Consider the following 16,890-nt stretch of genomic DNA (forward strand, 5'->3'; position numbering starts at 1 on the left):
TTCGCGCGTGCTGCAGGACGGAATCTTCAAGGCAAATGACATCCGTGGCGTGCTCGGGGGAGCAACTGCCGAATGGGACGCCGACGGCGCCCGCGCCGTAGGCGCGGCGTTCGCCGACGCGATCGGGCTGGGGCCGGGCAGCTCGTGCGTGATGGGCCGCGACATGCGGCTCAGCGGCCCCGAACTCGCTGAGGCCTTCGCGGCGGGGGTGATCTCGCGCGGCGCCGATGTGATCGACATCGGGCTGGCCAGCACCGATCAGCTCTGGTACGCCTCGGGCAGCCTCGATCTCCCCGGCGCGCAGCTCACCGCGAGCCACAACCCGGCCCGCTACAACGGCATCAAGTTCTGCCTGGCGGGCGCGCGGCCGGTCAGCTCCGAGCTGCTGCGCGACGTCCGCGACCGTGCGTTCGCGATCGAGCGCGGCGAGACCGGCGAGACCGGCGCGCCGGGCGTGACCCCCGGCCGGGTGATCGAGCGCGACGTGCTGGACGGGTACGCCGAGCACCTGCGCTCCCTGGTCGACCTGTCGGGCCTGCGGCCGCTGCGGGTGGTCGTCGATGCGGGCAACGGCATGGCGGGTCTCACCGCGCCGGTCGTCCTCGGCCCGCTCGATGTCGAGGTGATCGGTCTCTTCCTCGACCTGGACGGCAGCTTCCCCAACCATCAGCCGAACCCGCTGGAGCCGGAGAACCTGGTCGACGCCCAGCGGGCCGTGCGCGAGCACGGTGCCGACTGCGCGCTCGTCTTCGACGGCGACGCCGACCGCTGCTTCGTGGTCGACGACACCGGCGCCGTGGTCGACCCGTCGGCGATCACCGCGATGATCGCCAGCGCCGAGCTCGGGCGCGAACCGGGCGCGGCGGTCGTCCGCAACACGATCACCTCGCGCACCGTCGCCGAGGTGGTCGCCGAGCAGGGCGGGCGCAGCGTGACCTCGCGGGTCGGGCACACCTTCGTCAAGGCGGCGATGGCCGACAACGACGCGATCTTCGGCGGCGAGCACTCCGCGCACTACTACTTCCGGGACTTCTGGTTCGCCGACACCGGGATGCTCGCCGGGCTGCACGTGCTCAGCCAGCTCGGCCGCAGCGACCGTCCGCTGTCGGAGCTGGTCGAGAGCTTCCGCCGCTACACGCCGTCGGGGGAGATCAACTCCACGGTCGCCGACGCCGACGCCGTGCTGCGCCGCTTCGCCGACGCCTTCGCCGGGCGCGGGGAGATCGAGTGGGGCGACGGCGTGTTGATCAACGCCGAGGACTGGTGGGTGAATCTGCGCCCGTCCAACACCGAGCCCCTGCTGCGGTTGAACATCGAGGCCCGCACGCCGGAGCAGATGACCGCGCTGCGCGAGGAGGTGCTGGAGATCATCCGCGGTACGCCGTCGCGGCCGACCGGCTAGCGGCGCAATGCCGCGAACGCGATGCTTCCCTGCGCCTAGACTGCCCGCATGGAGTCCGGACCCGACGACGGCGTGGCGCTCAGCGCCGACCTGCTCGACATCCTCGCCTGCCCGCGCTGTCGCCAGCGGCTGGCGGTCGATCATGATCGCGGCGAGTTGATCTGCCTCGGGCCGGAGTGCGGTCTGGCGTACCCCGTCCGGGACGGCATTCCCGTGCTGCTCGTCGACGAGGCGCGCCCCACGCTCGCCGGCCGTCCCGCCTGAGGGGCAGCGGTGGCAGAGTTCGACGACGCCCGACTGGAGAACCCGCTGGCGCTGGGTCGCGCCGACGATGTGCTGCGCCGACTGGCGTCGGCCGGGGCGCGGGTACGCCGGGAGGCCGAGGGCGCCGAGAGTGGGCGCGCGGCGCTGCGCGACCTCCCGCGACCGCGGGCGGTGATCGCCGCGGGCGGCGAGGCCCGGCTGATCCGCGCGCTGCTGGAGCCGACCTGCCCGGTGCCGTTCCTGGCCTGGCCCCGCCCCGGCCTGCCCGGCTGGGTCGGTGCGCTCGATCTGGTGGTGGTCAGCGCCTCCGACGGCGGTTCGCCCGACCTGATCGCCACCGTCCGCGAGGCGGTACGCCGCGGCGCCACCTTGATGATCGCCTGCCCGGTGCCGTCCGCGATCGCCGAGTTCGCCGGCGGCCGTTCCAGCATCGTGTTGCCGACCGTGACCGGCGACCCGCTGGCGGCCGTCGTGATCGCCCTGGCCGGCCTGCACGACGCCGGGCTCGGCCCGTCCACCTCGCCGGAACAGGTTGCCGACGCGATGGACCGGGTCGCCGAGGACTGTTCGCCGCACGAGAGCATCGCCACCAACCCGGCCAAGGACATCGCGCTCGGCCTGGCCGATGCGCAGCCGCTGATCTGGGGCGGGTCGGTACTGGCCGCGCGGGCCAGCCGCCGGATCGCCGAGGCCATCCGGGCCGCGACCGGGCGGGCCGCGCTGGCCGCCGATGCAGGCGAGCTGACGCCGGTGATCGAGGCGGCCGGCCGCCGAGACCCGTTCGCCGATCCGTTCACCGACGATGCGCCCGCCGATCGACGCCCGGCCCTGATCGAGCTCGACGACGGCTCGGCCGACGAGCACGTCCGGTTGGACCGCAACCGGCTGACCGGCGCCGCGGCCCGCCACGACGTCCGGGTCTGCCTGATCTCGGCCCAGCACGGGTCCGACCTGGAGCGCTACGCCACTGTCCTGCAGACCGGGCTCTTCACCGCCTGCTATCTCGCCGTCGGCCTGGATCGGCTCCAGTGATGGTTCCCATCTTCGGCGGCGCTGGCACAATGGCGTCTCGTGAGCGCTGAGGGAGGGACCAGGGCCGTCGTGGCGGCCCTGACGGCGAATCTGTCGATCGCCGTCGCGAAGTTCGTCGCCTGGGGGCTGACGGGTGCCTCCTCGATGCTGGCCGAGGCGATCCACTCGGTCGCCGACTCCGGCAACCAGGTGTTGTTGCTGATCGGCGGTCGGCGCGGCCGGCGGCCGGCCGACGCCGAGCATCCGTTCGGCTACGGCCGGGTCCGCTACCTCTATGCCTTCGTCGTGTCGATCGTGCTGTTCTCCGTCGGCGGCCTGTTCGCGCTCTACGAGGCGTACCACAAGTTCGAGGAGGTGCGCACCGGCCACCCGAACGAGCTGCTGGAGAGCCAGTGGTGGTGGGTGCCGCTGGCGGTGCTGGGATTCGCGATCATCGCCGAGTCGTTCTCCTTCCGCACGGCGCTCAAGGAGGGCAATGCCGCGCGCGGCCGGCAGAGCTTCCCCGCCTTCATCCGCAATTCCAAGTCCCCGGAGCTTCCGGTGATCCTGTTGGAGGATCTGGCGGCCCTGATCGGTCTGGTCCTCGCCCTGTTCGGTGTCGGCCTGACCCTGCTCACCGGCAACGGGATCTTCGACGTGATCGGCACCGCCATGATCGGCGTCCTGCTGGTCGTCGTCGCCGCCGTGCTGGCCTGGGAGATGCGCTCCCTGCTGATCGGCGAGTCGGCGAGCGCGGAGGACATCGAGGCGATCACCGAGGCGATCACCGGTACGCCCGGGGTCGACCGGCTGCTGAACCTGCGTACCCTGCAGCTCGGCCCCGACGACGTTCTGGTCGCGGCCAAGATCTCCGTTGCCGATGCGACCAGCGCCGACGATGTCGCCCGGGTGATCAACGCCGCGGAGGAGCGGATCGCCGCCGCCGAGCCGACGGTCACCCACTGCTACCTCGAGCCCGACATCTACGCCGCCGACTACCGGCCGGCACCGCGACCCGACGGCGCGGAGCACTGATGCGCGTACTCGTTCTGAACGGCCCCAATCTCGGCCGCCTCGGTCGCCGCGAACCGGAGATCTACGGGTCGCTCACCCATGATCAACTCGCGGCACAACTGGTGGACTTCGGGTCCGGACTGGGCCTGGGTATCGAGGTCCGGCAGACCGACGCCGAGGCCGAGATGATCGGCTGGTTGCACGAGGCCGCCGACGAATCGCTGCCGGTGGTGCTGAACCCGGCGGCGTGGACCCACTACTCGATCGCGATCGCCGATGCCGTCGCCCAGCGCACGGCGGACCTGATCGAGGTGCACCTGAGCAATGTGCATGCCCGCGAGGAGTTTCGGCGACACTCCTACATCACCCCCTACGCCACCGGTGTGATCGCCGGCCTCGGCGTCGACGGCTATCGGCTCGCGCTGCGTGCCCTCGCCGACCGCATCGCGCGCCGAGACGAGGAACAGGAATGACGATGACCGACGAGCTGCTCGACGACGAGGTCGTCGACACCGATCCCGAGCCGCTCTCCCGGCGAGCACTGGGGCTGATCCTGGTGATCTGCTCCGCGGTCGGGCTGTTCTGCGCGATGGCGCTGAGCATCGAGAAGATCACCTTGCTGCAGAATCCGGACCAGGCGCTGGTCTGCGACATCAACGCGCAGATCCAGTGCGCCGAGGTGATGCGCTCGTGGCAGTCGAACGCGTTCGGCTTCCCCAACCCGTTCCTCGGCCTGGTCTGCTTCGGAATCACCATCGCCGTCGGCATGGGGCTGCTGGCCGGGGCGCGGTTCGCCGAGTGGTTCTGGGGCGGCCTGCAGGCGGGAGTGATCTTCGGCGCGGTCTTCGTGCACTGGCTGATGATCAACACGATGTTCGACATCGGCGCCATCTGCCCCTACTGCATGGCGGTCTGGGCCATCACGATGCCGATGTTCTTCGCGGTCACGGCGCGCAATCTGCATGCCTGGCGCGACGCCATCCCGGGCTCGCTGCGCGGCGCCGCCGGCTTCCTCTCCCGGATGGCACTGCCGCTGACGGTGGTCTGGTGGATCGCCGCCGCCGCGCTCGTCGTCTCCGTCATCTTGTTCGTGCTCTGAGCTGTGCCGTGTTCGCCTGTCAACGCGGGCCGGCTTTCTGTTGGTTGTCGTCAGTCCAGGACAGCGTCTCGTGCGACCATGTCTTGCCATCCGCCTCGCCGGAGAGCGCGGGGTCGATGAGACGCTTCGTTAGAACGGCAGCGCGGTCAACAGTCTGGTAGTCGGTGCAGTATGGGACGGGCTTGCTCAGCCTCGCGTAGCCGCCTGCCCACCCGGAGGGCACCATGAAGCTGTCGAACGGCTCCATCTGGCGTCGGCGTGCCTCGGTAACGACGGCGACTCGCAGCGCGCTGCCGTCGATGTCCTGCGTGGTCGCGATGACGACGAGGTCGACGAGGTCCTTCGCGCGGCTTGACGCACGTTCGTTGTACGTGGTCATGGTCGCGCAGACCTTGTCGGCGATCTGATCGACGACGGGGTAGAGGCGATACGGATGGCTGACGAGACGCGGCAGATCCAGTGCGTTCGCCGGGTCGGTCGTGGTGACCTCTCTGGTGCTTCCGGTGCCGACGGCGAGGTCCACGTGCAGGCGGCCCCTGGTGCTGAGCCCGATCAGGATCTCGAATTGGACCCGGTAGCCCTCGGTGTAAGGCTGGGTTGCGTCGCCGATCGACTGGGTGTGGCTGACGTGGTCGAACCGGAAGTGATCGCCGAGGTCGATGGCTGCCAGGCGGATCAGATCGTCGAGGGCTTGGGTGAGAGTGGAGCCGAGGCGGTACAGGTCGATGTCCAGAGTAGCGCGGGTCGAAGGCACTCGGGCGAGCATGCCTGTGCCGCCCTTCAGCACCCACTCGGAGTCCCCGGCCTCGGAGAACACGCGGCTCAAGAAGCGGTTGAAGTACTCCAACTGAATCCGCTTGCTGACATCGAGCGATGGCTCGTCCGCAGCTGCCCTCCTCGCAGCGTCCTTGATCGCGTTCTCGACGCCGCCCGGAGTGGAGTAGGGCTCGAGCTCAGTCACGCTTGGGCGCCCTCTGGCCCGTACGAGTGGCGGCGAGCGCCTCCTCCTTGAGCACGACGTTGTCGCTCAGGGCAGTGGCCCACCCCTGGCTGAGCTTCTCCATGATGCCGCTGTTGACGAGATGTGTTGAGATCTCGTCGAGACCTGTGTTCTTGACCAGGTCGGCGCTCGCGAGCGCCATAGTGGCGTGGATGTCGGTGAGCGTTGGACCCACGGCGCTTCGGATGACTGCGGCGACCAATTCCTGGATCGTCTGTTGCATCTCCGGAGTCATGACGAGCAGACCGAGGTCCTCCCTGCTGAGACCGACGAAGAAGCTCGCGGCAACTCGACGAGCGACAGCCCCCGGGTCAATGCCTGCGATCTCCATCAGCCGATCCAGCAGGGCGGCACCATCGCCATTCCTGAATCCGTTGCGCTGGGCCAGCGGAGCGAGGAGTGACCGGAGCCGGCCGAGGTTGATCTCGCGCGCGCGAAAGGCATCGCGCAGTGCGTCAGCTACGAGGCTGAGGTCACCCACCTCTTCGATCAGGTCGGCGACGGTGCGCTCCATCGTCATGACCGGCAGGCCATCGATGAGCGTGACGTCGCCGGGATCAAGGGTGCGCTGGCGGTAACGGATGGTGCTGCGCTGGCTCTGGCGGCGGACGGGGGAGACGAATTCGTGCCGCAGGGTGCGGAAGTCACCGATGCCGTGCACGTCGGCGGCGGACTCTCCTGCCACAACGACACCGTTGGCGAGGTCCTTGATGCGCGCCTCGCCCATCGTCTTCGGATCGGTGCTGAGCCAGGCTGCCTTCAGGTTGTCGTGCGGACCGGCGGGAGCGCCAACGTCCTTGTAGACCCCGTGGGCGATGCGTTCCAGCTGGCCGTCAGCGGCGAGTCGGGAGAGGTCGAGACGCGAGATGCCGTGCATGCTGGCTTGAGCCGATGTCACCATGCCCCACTGGTAGGCGGTGATCTCGGCAAGCATACGGAGAGCGGACCTAGCCTTCATGCTTGGATTGTATCTCTAATCCGGATACATTCCAAGTGTAACGCTAGGACTCATCGCCGGCGCCGCTGGCCGGGGGCGGTCGCGACTTTCACCGATGGGCGAAGGCGATGACTGGATGGTCAACCGGCAGCAGTTCCGGCCACGCGGGCCCGTGCTCAATGGGCAAGGGGCCGCCGAACCGCGAGGCAAAGGTGCGCAGGCCGAACGGCCACACGCCATTCGGACTCGGCCGCCTAGGATGGCCGCGCCGACAACGAAGGGAACCCTGTGACCACGACCACCGATGCCAGCACCGACTTCCGGGTCGCCGACCTCGGGCTCGCCGACTTCGGCCGCAAGGAGATCACGCTCGCCGAGCACGAGATGCCGGGCCTGATGGCGATGCGCGAGCGGTACGCCGAGTCGCAGCCGCTGGCCGGCGCCCGGATCGCCGGGTCCCTGCACATGACCGTGCAGACGGCCGTGCTGATCGAGACGCTGGTCGCGCTCGGCGCGCAGGTGCGCTGGGCGTCGTGCAACATCTACTCCACCCAGGACCATGCCGCGGCGGCGGTGGCCGTCGGTTCGGGTACGCCCGAGGCGCCGGCCGGCGTACCGGTATTCGCTTGGAAGGGCGAGACCCTGGAGGAGTACTGGTGGTGCACCGAGCAGATCCTGAACTGGCCGGACGGCGAGCACCCGAACATGATCCTCGACGACGGCGGGGACGCGACGATGCTGCTGCACTCCGCGGTGGAGTACCTGAAGGCCGGGCGGGTGCGCGAGGCCGGCGAGGACGACCCGGAGGAGCTGCGGGTCCTGCTGGCGCTGATCGCGGACAACCTTGCCGAGCAGCGCACCGACTGGGTGGCGCTGGCCAACGAGATCAAGGGCGTCACCGAGGAGACCACCACCGGCGTGCACCGGCTGGCCGAGATGGCCCGCGATGATCAACTGCTGTTCCCGGCGATCAACGTCAACGACTCGGTGACCAAGTCGAAGTTCGACAACAAGTACGGCTGCCGGCACTCGCTGATCGACGGCATCAATCGCGCCACCGACGTGCTGATCGGCGGCAAGGTCGCGGTGGTCTGCGGCTACGGCGACGTCGGCAAGGGCTGCGCGGAATCCCTGCGCGGGCAGGGCGCCCGGGTGATCGTGACCGAGATCGATCCGATCTGTGCGCTGCAGGCGGCGATGGACGGCTACCAGGTCGCCCGGCTCGAGGACGTCGTGGAGACCGCCGACATCTTCGTCACCGCCACCGGCTGCAAGGACGTGATCACCGCCGACCAGATGTCGCGGATGAAGCACCAGGCGATCATCGGCAACATCGGCCACTTCGACAACGAGATCGACATGGCCGGGCTGGCCCGGATCGACGGGGTGGTCAAGGACGAGGTGAAGCCGCAGGTGCACACCTGGACCTTCCCCGACGGGCGCTCGATCATCGTCTTGTCCGAGGGCCGGCTGCTGAACCTCGGCAACGCGACCGGGCACCCGAGCTTCGTGATGAGCAATTCCTTCACCAACCAGGTGCTGGCCCAGATCGAGCTGTTCACCAAGCCCGACGAGTACCCGGTCGGCGTCTACGTGCTGCCCAAGCACCTCGACGAGGAGGTCGCCCGGCTGCACCTCGGCGCCCTCGGCGTGGAGCTGACCGAGCTGACGCCGGAGCAGGCGAGCTATCTCGGCGTGGAGCAGGCCGGCCCGTACAAGCCGGAGGCGTACCGCTACTGACCGCGGGCGCGTCCGCGATCCGACCCCGCGAGCTGAACCGGCATCCGCGAGCTGAATCGGCATCCGCGAGCTGAGTATCGTTCGCGGCTGCCGGTTCGGCCCGCGGATTGTGGGTTGCCCTTGTTACCGCGAACGGAACCGGCATCCGCGGGTCGGGCGTACCCGCGTGGCCGATATCGACCGCTCGTCAGGGTTTTGGTCATCGATCTGGGTCGGCGGGCGCCAATATCCGGGCGAGTGGTCGGTTGTGGCGGGCGGTCGGCGGGTCAGGCGTGGACGCGGCGTCGATGAGTGCGGTCGGGGCCGCGAGTTGCGGTGGGTCAGTGCGGTGGCTGCGGGTCGGGCGTACCCGCATCGCCGATATCGACCGCTCGTCAGGGTTCTGGTCATCGATTTGGGTCGGCGGGCGCCATTATCCCGGCGAGTGGTCGGTATCGGCGAGGGGGTACGCGAACTGCCGCGCGGCGGGCGCCGACATCCCCACAAGTGGTCGGTTGTGCCGAGGGGTACGCGAACGACTCAGTCCTCGCCGTCCTCCGGGCGCAGGGTCTCCCAGATCTCCTTGCACTCCGGGCAGACCGGGAACTTGTCCGGGTTGCGGCTCGGGACCCACACCTTCCCGCACAGCGCGATCACCGGCGTACCCAGCACCATCGCCTCGGTCAGCTTGTCCTTCGCGACGTAGTGCGAGAGCCGTTCATGATCACCCGGCTCCGCCGGAGTGGTGTCGGTGCGCTCGTCGAGGATCGTCTCCGCGCCCGGGCTCAACTGCTGCTGCGTCATGGGCGGGAGTCTACGTCGGCCGCGTCGCGGCGAGGAGAACCCGCGTTGCGTTGACCGCAAGCGGGGTCGAGGTGGTTGCATGACCCTGTGCCCGACCGTCCCTCCGATGCCACCGCGTCGACGTCCCGATCGGTCGGCGGCGTGTCCGTGCGGGCGGACGGCACGATCCGACCCACCCCGATGCTGATCATCGGCATGGTCTCGGGGGTGTTCAGCGCCGCCTTCGAGAATATCGCGGTGGCGACCGCCATGCCGGAGGCGGCGCGCGACCTCGACGGCCTGACCTACTACGCCTGGGCGTTCACCCTGTTCGTCATCGGTCAGCTCGTCGGCACGGCGGTCGGCGGCCGGGTGAACGACCGGATCGGGCCGCTGCGCCCGATGCTGATCGGGTTCGCCCTGTTCGCCGTCGGGCTCGTGGTCGCGGGGGTTGCGCCGGTCTGGCCGATGCTGCTCGTCGGCCGGCTCACCCAGGGGCTCGGCGCCGGCGCGATGTTCGTCAGCCTGACCGTGGTGATCGCGCGGCTCTTCGACGATGCGGACCGGGCGCGGGTGATGGCGTGGATCTCGGCCGCCTGGGTGGTGCCGGCCTTCGTCGGGCCGCCGATCGCGGGCTGGCTGGCCGAACGGCTGTCCTGGCACTGGGTCTTCTTCTCCGTGCTGCCGCTGCTGTTGCTCGCGGCGGTGCTGGTGATCCCCATCGTGGTCCGGGTGGCGCGCGCCGGCCTGCTCGACGCCGATGCCGACAATGCGACCCCGATCCCGCTGTGGGCACCGGGGTTGGCGGCGGCGGCCGCGGCATCCCTGCAGGCGGCCGGCCAGTCGTGGGCGGCCGGGATGGCGTCGCTCGCCGGGCTGTTCGCCGTCGTCGGGGTGGTGCTGCTGGTAGTCGCGCTGCCGAAGCTGATGCCGGAAGGGTTCGCGCGGATGCGGCGTGGCCTGGCCTCGGTGGTCTGGTGCCGGATGATCTTCCCCGGCGCGTTCTTCGGTGCCGAGTCGTTCCTGCCGCTGATGCTGGTCGAAACCCGCGGCCTGAGCCTGACCCTGGCCGGAGCGATCCTCACCGTCGGCTCGCTCGGCTGGGCCCTCGGCGCCTGGGGCCAGTCGCGCCCGTGGGTGCGGGGGAGCCGCAATCGGCTCGTCGTGTTCGGGGTGATCGCCGTCGCGGTCGGGGTCGGCGTGGCGTCGATCGCGTCCTGGCTGCCGGCCGCCTGGCCCGGGATCGTCGCCCTCGGCTGGGTGATCGCCGGCCTGGGGATGGGGCTCGCCGTGGCGAGCACCAGCCTGGTCGTGATGACGCTGTCGCCGACCGCGCAGCAGGGCCGCAATGCCGCCTCGCTGCAGATCGCCGAGGGCATCGGCGTCAGCATCTTCGTCGGCCTGTCCGGCACGATCTTCGCCGCGCTGCACCCGTCGGGAAACCTGCCGCTGACCTTCGGCACCGTCGCCTCCGCGATGATGGTCGTCGCCGTGTTGGCCCTCCCGTTCGCCCTCCGGATCGGCCGCGTCAGCGAGACCGTCCCCCTGCGCTGACGCGCGCCCGGTCACCGAAGCGGCTCATCTCGACGGCGGTCCGGGCGGCCTCGGCGCCGACATTGTGGCCGCCGGCGCCCTCGCTGCGGGCCAATGCCTGGTCGATGTTCTCGGTCGTCAGTACGCCGAAGACGACCGGTACGCCGGTGTCCAGCCCGACCCGCATCAGCCCGGCCGCCGCCTGCCCGGCGACATGATCGAAATGCGCGGTGTCGCCGCGGATCACGCAGCCGAGGGCGATCACCGCGTCATGCTCAACCGCCAGCCGCCGACAGGCGAACGGCAGCTCGAACGCGCCCGGCACCCAGGCCTCCACGGCCGGTTCCCCGCCGAGGCCCGCCAGCTCGCGCCGCGTACCCTCCAGCAGCCGCATCGTCACGTGATCGTTGAACCGCCCACACGCCACGGCGATCCGCAGACCCGTCGCGTCGAGGGCGGGCTCGACCCGCCCGGCGTACCTCACATCCGTGCCCATGCCAGCCTCTCCTCCAGGTGTGCGGACAGTTCCGCGATCGTGATCATCGGTAGGGCGTGCCGGGCGGCGAACCGGCGCAGCTCGGGCGCGCGGGCCATGCCCCGCTTGTCCGCCGTCACCACCTCGCACAGCACACCCGCGGGCGCCCGCCCCGCCAGGCGCGCCAGGTCGACCGCGGCCTCGGTGTGCCCGGGCCGCTCCGCAACCCCGCCCGGCCGCGCCCGCAGCGGCACCAGGTGCCCGGGCCGGCGCAAGGCCTCGGGCCCGGCCGACGGATCGGCCAGCGCCCGGGCGGCACCCGCGCGCTCCGCGGCGGAGATCCCGGTCCCGGCGTCGGCAACGTCGACGGTGACCAGGTACGCCGTGCGCAGCGGGTCCTCCTGCGCGCTCGTCATCGCCGGCAGCGCGAGCTCGTCGGCCCGCTCGGGCGTGATCGCGCAGCAGATGAAGCCCGAGGTGTGGGCCAGGAAGAACGCCAGCGACGACGCGTCGGCCGCATCCGCGGCCATGATCAGATCACCCTCGGCCTCGCGGTCGGCGGCATCGAGCACCAGCGCCATCCCGCCCGCCGCGATGGCGGCGACCGCCTCCTCGACCGCGCTCATCGCCCCTCCCGCCACGCGAGCAGTCGCTCGTCCCGCCACGCGAGCAGCCGCTCGTCCCGCCACGCGAGCAGCCGCTCGACATGCTTGGCGGTCACATCGGCCTCCAGATGCACCGCATCGCCCGGCGCCCTGCGGCCGAGCGTGGTGGCCGCGGCGGTGTGCGGGATGATCGCCGCGCCGAAGGAATGATCATCCGGCTCGACCACCGTCAGGCTCACCCCGTCCACGGCGATCGAGCCCTTCGCCACCACATAGCGCGCAAGATCATCCGGCAGCGACACCCGCAGGTCAGGAGCGGGGGAGAGGACCCGCCCGACCCCGTCCACATGACCGGTGACCAGGTGCCCGTCCAGCCGGCCACCCAGCCGGGCCGGACGCTCCAGATTCACCACCTCGCCGGCCACCAGCTCGCCCAGCGCGGTACGCCGCAGCGTCTCGGCGCTGAGATCGGCGCGCCACCAGTCGGCACCACGCTCCACCACGGTCAGGCAGCAGCCGTTGACCGCGATCGAGTCGCCGAGCGCCGCATCGGCCAGCACCTCGGTACAGGTGATCACCAGTCGGCCGCCGGTCGCCTCCGTCACGGTGCCCAGCTCGGCCACGATTCCCGTGAACATCAGGCCACCCCCTTCTCCAGCTCGACCACGAGATCGCCGCCGAGGTGGCGCACCCCGGCGATCCGGCCGCGCCACACCTCGTCGATGCTGCGCGCCCCGCTCCCGCGGAACAGCGGCGCCGCGTCGTCGCCGCCGAACAGCGCGGGCGCCAGGTGCATCAGGTAGCGGTCGACCAGCCCCGCACGATGGAAGTCGTGGGCGACCCGGGAGCCGCCCTCCACCAGCAACTGCAGCACGCCGCGACGGCCAAGATCGTCCAGCACGTCGGGCAGCGGCCCGGACAGCTCCAGGCACGGGTGCACCCGTGCCCCCGCCGGCGCCCTGCCCAGCACCACCCGCAGGGGGTCGCGCCCGGCAACCGCCCGTACCGTCAACTCGGGGTCGTCGGTCCGCACCGTGCCCGCCCCGACCAGCACCGCGTCGCACTGCGCCCGCAGCCGATGCGCCTCCGCGCGGGCGGCGTCCCCGGTCACCCAGCGCGAGCTGCCGTCGGCGGCCGCGATCCGGCCGTCCAGGCTCGCCGCGAGCTTCATGATCACGAACGGCCTGCCCGTCCGCCGATGGGTCAGATAGGGCCGCAGTTGATCCGTCGCTCGATCCGTGCAAACCCCTTCGGTGACGGCGATCCCGGCAGCCCTCAGCCGTGCGGCGCCGCGCCCGTCGACCCGCGGATCCGGGTCGCCGACCGCGAACACCACGCGCGCCACGCCCGCCCCGATCAGGGCCTCGGTGCAGGGCGCGGTGCGGCCGTGATGATCACACGGCTCCAGCGTCACCCACACCGTGGCGCCGGTCACGTCGGCACCCCCGGCCCGCGCCGCGTCCAGCACGACCTGTTCGGCGTGCCGGCCGGGCGGGGGCTCGGTGGCCCCGGCGAACTCCCGGCCGTCGCGGGTACGCAGGATCGCGCCTACCCAGGGATTGGGTGAGGTCAGGTGGCGAACCCGATCAGCCCGTGTGATCGCTCGCCGCATGCCCCACTCGTCGGACTCAGGTGCGAAGCTCGCGCCCGTCATCGGTCCTCCAGCGGTCCATGCGAGCGCGCGCTGCCGCGTACCGTGCTCCGCACGCGCGTACGCTGCCGCGCACCCTCGCTCTCATCCGGACTGACGATCGCCTCGAGCGACCGAACACCGTCGGTCCCGGAATTGCGCCGGGTCGGCCAGGGTCGCATCGGGCGACCGAGGTTCGCGGACTGTCACCGCCGGTCAGGAATTGCACCGTGCCCCGCGAGGGGTCGACGCACACCCTAGCGCCGGCCCGGTGGGGTGCGTCGGGTGTCTCGACGGTCGGCCGCTGCCCCTAGGATGGGGCCAGTGAGCTCGCCCGATCCGCAACCGCTGGTCGTCCATGCGGACAAGCTCCCCCCGGCGTTCCCCGATCGGGCCGCGTGGGGCACCGTCAAGCAGTTGCGGGCCTGGCAGGCCGCGGCGCTGGAGGCCTATCGCGAGGCCCAGCCGCGCGACTTCCTCGCGGTCGCGACCCCGGGCGCGGGCAAGACCTCGTTCGCGCTGACCCTGGCCGCCGAGCTGCTCAACCGGCGCATCGTCGAGCGGATCACGGTGGTCGCGCCCACCGAGCACCTGAAGACCCAGTGGGCGCAAGCCGCCGCCCGGATCGGCATCCAGATCGACCCGAACTTCGGCACCCGGCAGGGCCGGACGTCGGCCGACTTCCAGGGCTTCGCGCTCACCTATGCCGGCGTCGCCGCCAACCCCAACGCCCTGCGGATCCGCACCGAGCAGCGCAACACGCTGGTCATCCTGGACGAGATCCACCACGCCGGCGACGCGCGCTCCTGGGGCGAGGCGGTACGCGAGGCGTTCGAGCCGGCCCGGCGCCGCCTGGCGCTGACCGGTACGCCGTTTCGCTCCGACGCCAACCCCATCCCGTTCGTCCGCTACGAGCCCGACGGCACCGGCGCGCTGCGTTCCCGCGCCGACTACTCCTACGGCTACGGGCCGGCGCTGGCCGACGGCATCGTCCGCCCCGTCCTGTTCCTGGCCTACTCCGGCGACATGCACTGGCGGACCAAGGCCGGCGACGAGCTGACCGCGCGGCTCGGCGGACCGCTGACCAAGGACCTCGCCGCGCAGGCGCTGCGCACCGCGCTCGATCCCGGCGGCGCCTGGATCCCCGCGGTGCTGCGCGCCGCCGACACCCGGCTGAGCGAGGTGCGCTCCGGCGTACCCGATGCCGGTGGCCTGGTGATCGCCGGCGACCAGACCAACGCCCGGGCGTACGCGAAGATCCTCACCCAGCTCACCGGCCGCAAGCCGGCGCTGGTGCTGTCCGACGAGCCCGGCTCCAGCAAGCGGATCAGCGACTTCGCCGAATCCGACGAGCGCTGGATGGTCGCGGTCCGGATGGTGTCCGAGGGCGTCGACGTGCCGCGGCTCGCGGTCGGCGTCTATGCCACGCCCACGCTGACGCCGCTGTTCTTCGCCCAGGCGGTCGGCCGGTTCGTCCGCGCCCGCGCCAAGGGTGAGACCGCGTCGGTGTTCCTGCCCAGCATCGCGCCGCTGCTCGGCCTGGCCGCCGAGCTGGAGGCCGAGCGCGACCATGCCCTGAAGCCGCCGACCGCGCAAGACGAGGCGGCGCTGCTGGCCGAGGCCGAGCGGCAACAGACCGAGCCCGATGCCGACCTCGACGAGGGCGCGTTCACCGCGCTGGCGAGCGAGGCCGACTTCGAGAAGGTGCTCTTCGACGGCGGCGAGTTCGGGCTGCAGACGATGGCCGGCAGCGACGAGGAGCGCGACTATCTCGGCCTGCCCGGGCTGTTGGAGCCCGATCAGGTGAAGGACCTGTTGCGCCGCCGCCAGGCCGATCATCTGGAGCGTTCCGAACAGCGGGGTACGCCGGCCCAGCCCCGGCCGGTCGCCGGGCACCAGCAACTGCGCGAACTGCGCAAGGAACTGAACGGCCTGGTCGGCGCCTGGCACCACCGCACCGGCAAACCGCACGGCGTGATCCACAACGAGCTGCGCGAGGCCTGCGGCGGACCCGCGGCCGTGGCGGCCGATGCCGAGCAGCTCACCTCCCGGATCGAGCGGATCCGGGCCTGGGCCACCCGGGCCTGATCAGGTCAGGGAGAAATAGATCCAGCCCAGCAACACGGCGAGCAGGAACGCCCCGATCGCCAGCAACAACCACGTCAGCGCGCCGCCGCGGCGGCGCTCCGGCTCCGCTGGCGGGCGCGCCGCCGGCAGGTAGCTCCAGTCGTTGACCATCTGCCCGTGCGTCGGCACGTTCTGGATCGGCGGTGCCGGTTGCCCGCCCTGCGGATGTGGGGCCTGCGTGGGTGCGGCCGGAGGCTGTGGGGTACGCGTCGGCTGGGCGGCGGGCCGCTCGGACCAACTCTGCCGCTGCCGGGCCGCGGACTGCTCCGACCACGACACGCGCTGCCGCGACGCGGGCGGCAGCGAGCCCGGCGAGGGCGCGGAATGCGAGGGCGCACCCTCGGCGGGACGCTCCGGCAGGGTCGGCCAGGCCGGCGGGGCCGTGACCCGGCGTACCCGCGTCAGGTCGACCGCGGTCGTGCTCGGCTCGGCACCATCGGCCTCGATCTGCCCGGCGATCCGGTCCAGCCGGTCCGCCAGGGCCTTCGCCGACGCGGGCCGGGCCGATGCGTCCCGGGCGAGCGCGTGCCGCAGCACATCGTCCAGGTCGGTCGGAATCCCGAGCCGCTCGGCGATCGGCTCCGGATGCTGGTCGGCGGTGCGGTTCAGCAGGTCGGCGAGATTGCGTACCCGAAACGGCGGCCGGCCGGTCAGCAGGGCATAGGTCACGCAGCCGATCGCGTAGATGTCGGCGCGATGGTCGAACCCGGCGCCGGTCGCCTGCTCCAGCGCCATGTAGGACGGCGTACCCGCCGTCATTGTCCCGCCCACGTCGTCGACCATCGACTTCGCGACGCCGAGATCGGACAGCCGGATCACCAACGACCCGTCCGCTCGCGTGTCGAGCAGCAGATTTCCCGGCGTGACGTCGCGGTGCACCACCCGGTGATCGTGCAGCACCTGCAGCGCCCGGCAGGCCTCGGCGGCCGCGCGGATCGCCTGCGCCGGCGCCCGCAGCTCCCGCCGCCACTGGTCGAGTGAGCCCGCATCGCAGTAGTCCATGACGAAGTACGGCCGACCGTCGTCCAGCTCGCCGATGTCGTAGACCCGGATGATCCGGTTGTCCGAGATCCGGCGCATCAGCCGGGCCTCGCTGACGAACCGGCCGCGCACGTCCTCGCGCGCCGACCAGTTCTCCGCCAGCACCTTGATCGCCACCGGCACGTCGAGATCGTCGTCGTGGCCCTGCCAGACGGTCGCGAACGAACCCGCGCCGATCCGCGCGACGAGCCGATAGCGTCCGATCCGTTCCATGGTCCTCCTAGTGTCGGCACGAACGGGGCCAGAAGCC

General features: G+C 71.2%; 17 protein-coding genes and 1 riboswitch. Of the genes, 9 read left to right on the forward strand and 8 right to left on the reverse strand.

Annotated features, from left to right (window positions below):
* Positions 1–7 precede the first annotated feature (7 nt).
* Genes ACXDC7_RS07210 through ACXDC7_RS07235 form a run of 6 tightly spaced genes read left to right on the forward strand, consistent with a single transcriptional unit; the run spans position 8 to position 4,790 of the window.
* Positions 8–1,402 (forward strand): phosphomannomutase/phosphoglucomutase, encoded by a 1,395-nt coding sequence (locus ACXDC7_RS07210; RefSeq protein ID WP_459221678.1) that lies wholly within the window; start codon positions 8–10, stop codon positions 1,400–1,402.
* A gap of 48 nt (positions 1,403–1,450) precedes the next feature.
* On the forward strand, positions 1,451–1,666 hold the full coding sequence (locus tag ACXDC7_RS07215) for a Trm112 family protein (protein ID WP_218843677.1): 216 nt from the start codon (positions 1,451–1,453) through the stop codon (positions 1,664–1,666).
* A 9-nt stretch (positions 1,667–1,675) separates the two neighbouring features.
* Positions 1,676–2,698 carry an SIS domain-containing protein gene (locus ACXDC7_RS07220; RefSeq protein ID WP_459221679.1) on the forward strand — a complete coding sequence of 341 codons (1,023 nt, stop codon included), beginning with the start codon at positions 1,676–1,678 and terminating at the stop codon, positions 2,696–2,698.
* Positions 2,699–2,737: 39 nt separating this feature from the next.
* Positions 2,738–3,712, forward strand: a complete 975-nt coding sequence (locus ACXDC7_RS07225; protein WP_459221680.1) for a cation diffusion facilitator family transporter — start codon at positions 2,738–2,740, stop codon at positions 3,710–3,712.
* Positions 3,712–4,164 carry a type II 3-dehydroquinate dehydratase gene (aroQ, locus tag ACXDC7_RS07230; protein ID WP_179444160.1) on the forward strand — a complete coding sequence of 151 codons (453 nt, stop codon included), beginning with the start codon at positions 3,712–3,714 and terminating at the stop codon, positions 4,162–4,164. Before ACXDC7_RS07225 ends, aroQ begins: the two co-directional genes overlap by 1 nt.
* Complete coding sequence (locus ACXDC7_RS07235) at positions 4,161–4,790, forward strand: vitamin K epoxide reductase family protein (protein ID WP_459221681.1); 630 nt, start codon at positions 4,161–4,163, stop codon at positions 4,788–4,790. Before aroQ ends, ACXDC7_RS07235 begins: the two co-directional genes overlap by 4 nt.
* A gap of 19 nt (positions 4,791–4,809) precedes the next feature.
* Here ACXDC7_RS07235 and ACXDC7_RS07240 read toward each other — a convergent pair whose 3' ends face one another.
* Complete coding sequence (locus ACXDC7_RS07240) at positions 4,810–5,751, reverse strand: nucleotidyl transferase AbiEii/AbiGii toxin family protein (protein ID WP_459221682.1); 942 nt, start codon at positions 5,749–5,751, stop codon at positions 4,810–4,812.
* Entirely contained in the window at positions 5,744–6,724 is a 981-nt protein-coding gene (locus tag ACXDC7_RS07245; RefSeq protein ID WP_459221683.1) for a type IV toxin-antitoxin system AbiEi family antitoxin domain-containing protein, read from the reverse strand. The genes ACXDC7_RS07240 and ACXDC7_RS07245 overlap by 8 nt, the downstream gene beginning before the upstream one ends.
* Positions 6,725–7,015: 291 nt before the next feature.
* Between ACXDC7_RS07245 and ahcY the strand changes: the two genes are divergently transcribed.
* Positions 7,016–8,467: an adenosylhomocysteinase gene (gene ahcY, locus ACXDC7_RS07250; RefSeq protein ID WP_459221684.1), complete on the forward strand. Its 1,452-nt coding sequence runs from the start codon at positions 7,016–7,018 to the stop codon at positions 8,465–8,467.
* A gap of 519 nt (positions 8,468–8,986) precedes the next feature.
* On the opposite strand, the gene ACXDC7_RS07255 is transcribed toward ahcY, so the two are convergent.
* Positions 8,987–9,250, reverse strand: coding sequence for a DUF3039 domain-containing protein (locus tag ACXDC7_RS07255; protein WP_459221685.1), 264 nt, complete (start codon positions 9,248–9,250; stop codon positions 8,987–8,989).
* 87 nt (positions 9,251–9,337) lie between these two features.
* On the opposite strand from ACXDC7_RS07255, the gene ACXDC7_RS07260 reads away from it, so the two are divergent.
* Positions 9,338–10,783 (forward strand): MFS transporter, encoded by a 1,446-nt coding sequence (locus ACXDC7_RS07260; protein ID WP_459221686.1) that lies wholly within the window; start codon positions 9,338–9,340, stop codon positions 10,781–10,783.
* Here the strand turns inward: ACXDC7_RS07260 and ribH are convergent.
* From ribH to ribD, 4 genes are read right to left on the reverse strand one after another with little or no spacing between them, the layout of a single operon-like run.
* Positions 10,758–11,258, reverse strand: a complete 501-nt coding sequence (gene ribH / locus ACXDC7_RS07265) for a 6,7-dimethyl-8-ribityllumazine synthase (protein ID WP_459221687.1) — start codon at positions 11,256–11,258, stop codon at positions 10,758–10,760. The two genes, ACXDC7_RS07260 and ribH, sit on opposite strands and share 26 nt — an antisense overlap.
* Positions 11,243–11,863, reverse strand: coding sequence for a 3,4-dihydroxy-2-butanone-4-phosphate synthase (ribB, locus tag ACXDC7_RS07270; protein WP_179444154.1), 621 nt, complete (start codon positions 11,861–11,863; stop codon positions 11,243–11,245). The genes ribH and ribB overlap by 16 nt, the downstream gene beginning before the upstream one ends.
* Positions 11,860–12,480 (reverse strand): riboflavin synthase, encoded by a 621-nt coding sequence (locus ACXDC7_RS07275; protein ID WP_459221688.1) that lies wholly within the window; start codon positions 12,478–12,480, stop codon positions 11,860–11,862. The genes ribB and ACXDC7_RS07275 overlap by 4 nt, the downstream gene beginning before the upstream one ends.
* The gene (gene ribD, locus ACXDC7_RS07280; RefSeq protein WP_459221689.1) at positions 12,480–13,496 is read right to left on the reverse strand and encodes a bifunctional diaminohydroxyphosphoribosylaminopyrimidine deaminase/5-amino-6-(5-phosphoribosylamino)uracil reductase RibD; all 1,017 of its coding nucleotides are present in this window, start codon (positions 13,494–13,496) and stop codon (positions 12,480–12,482) included. Before ribD ends, ACXDC7_RS07275 begins: the two co-directional genes overlap by 1 nt.
* 69 nt (positions 13,497–13,565) lie before the next feature.
* Positions 13,566–13,719: riboswitch (FMN riboswitch) on the reverse strand.
* A 68-nt stretch (positions 13,720–13,787) separates the two neighbouring features.
* Between ribD and ACXDC7_RS07285 the strand changes: the two genes are divergently transcribed.
* Positions 13,788–15,560 (forward strand): DEAD/DEAH box helicase, encoded by a 1,773-nt coding sequence (locus ACXDC7_RS07285; RefSeq protein WP_459221690.1) that lies wholly within the window; start codon positions 13,788–13,790, stop codon positions 15,558–15,560.
* Here ACXDC7_RS07285 and ACXDC7_RS07290 read toward each other — a convergent pair whose 3' ends face one another.
* Positions 15,561–16,853, reverse strand: coding sequence for a protein kinase domain-containing protein (locus tag ACXDC7_RS07290; protein WP_459221691.1), 1,293 nt, complete (start codon positions 16,851–16,853; stop codon positions 15,561–15,563).
* Between the last annotated feature and the right edge of the window lie 37 nt (positions 16,854–16,890).

The sequence above is a fragment of the Naumannella huperziae genome (assembly GCF_054073625.1).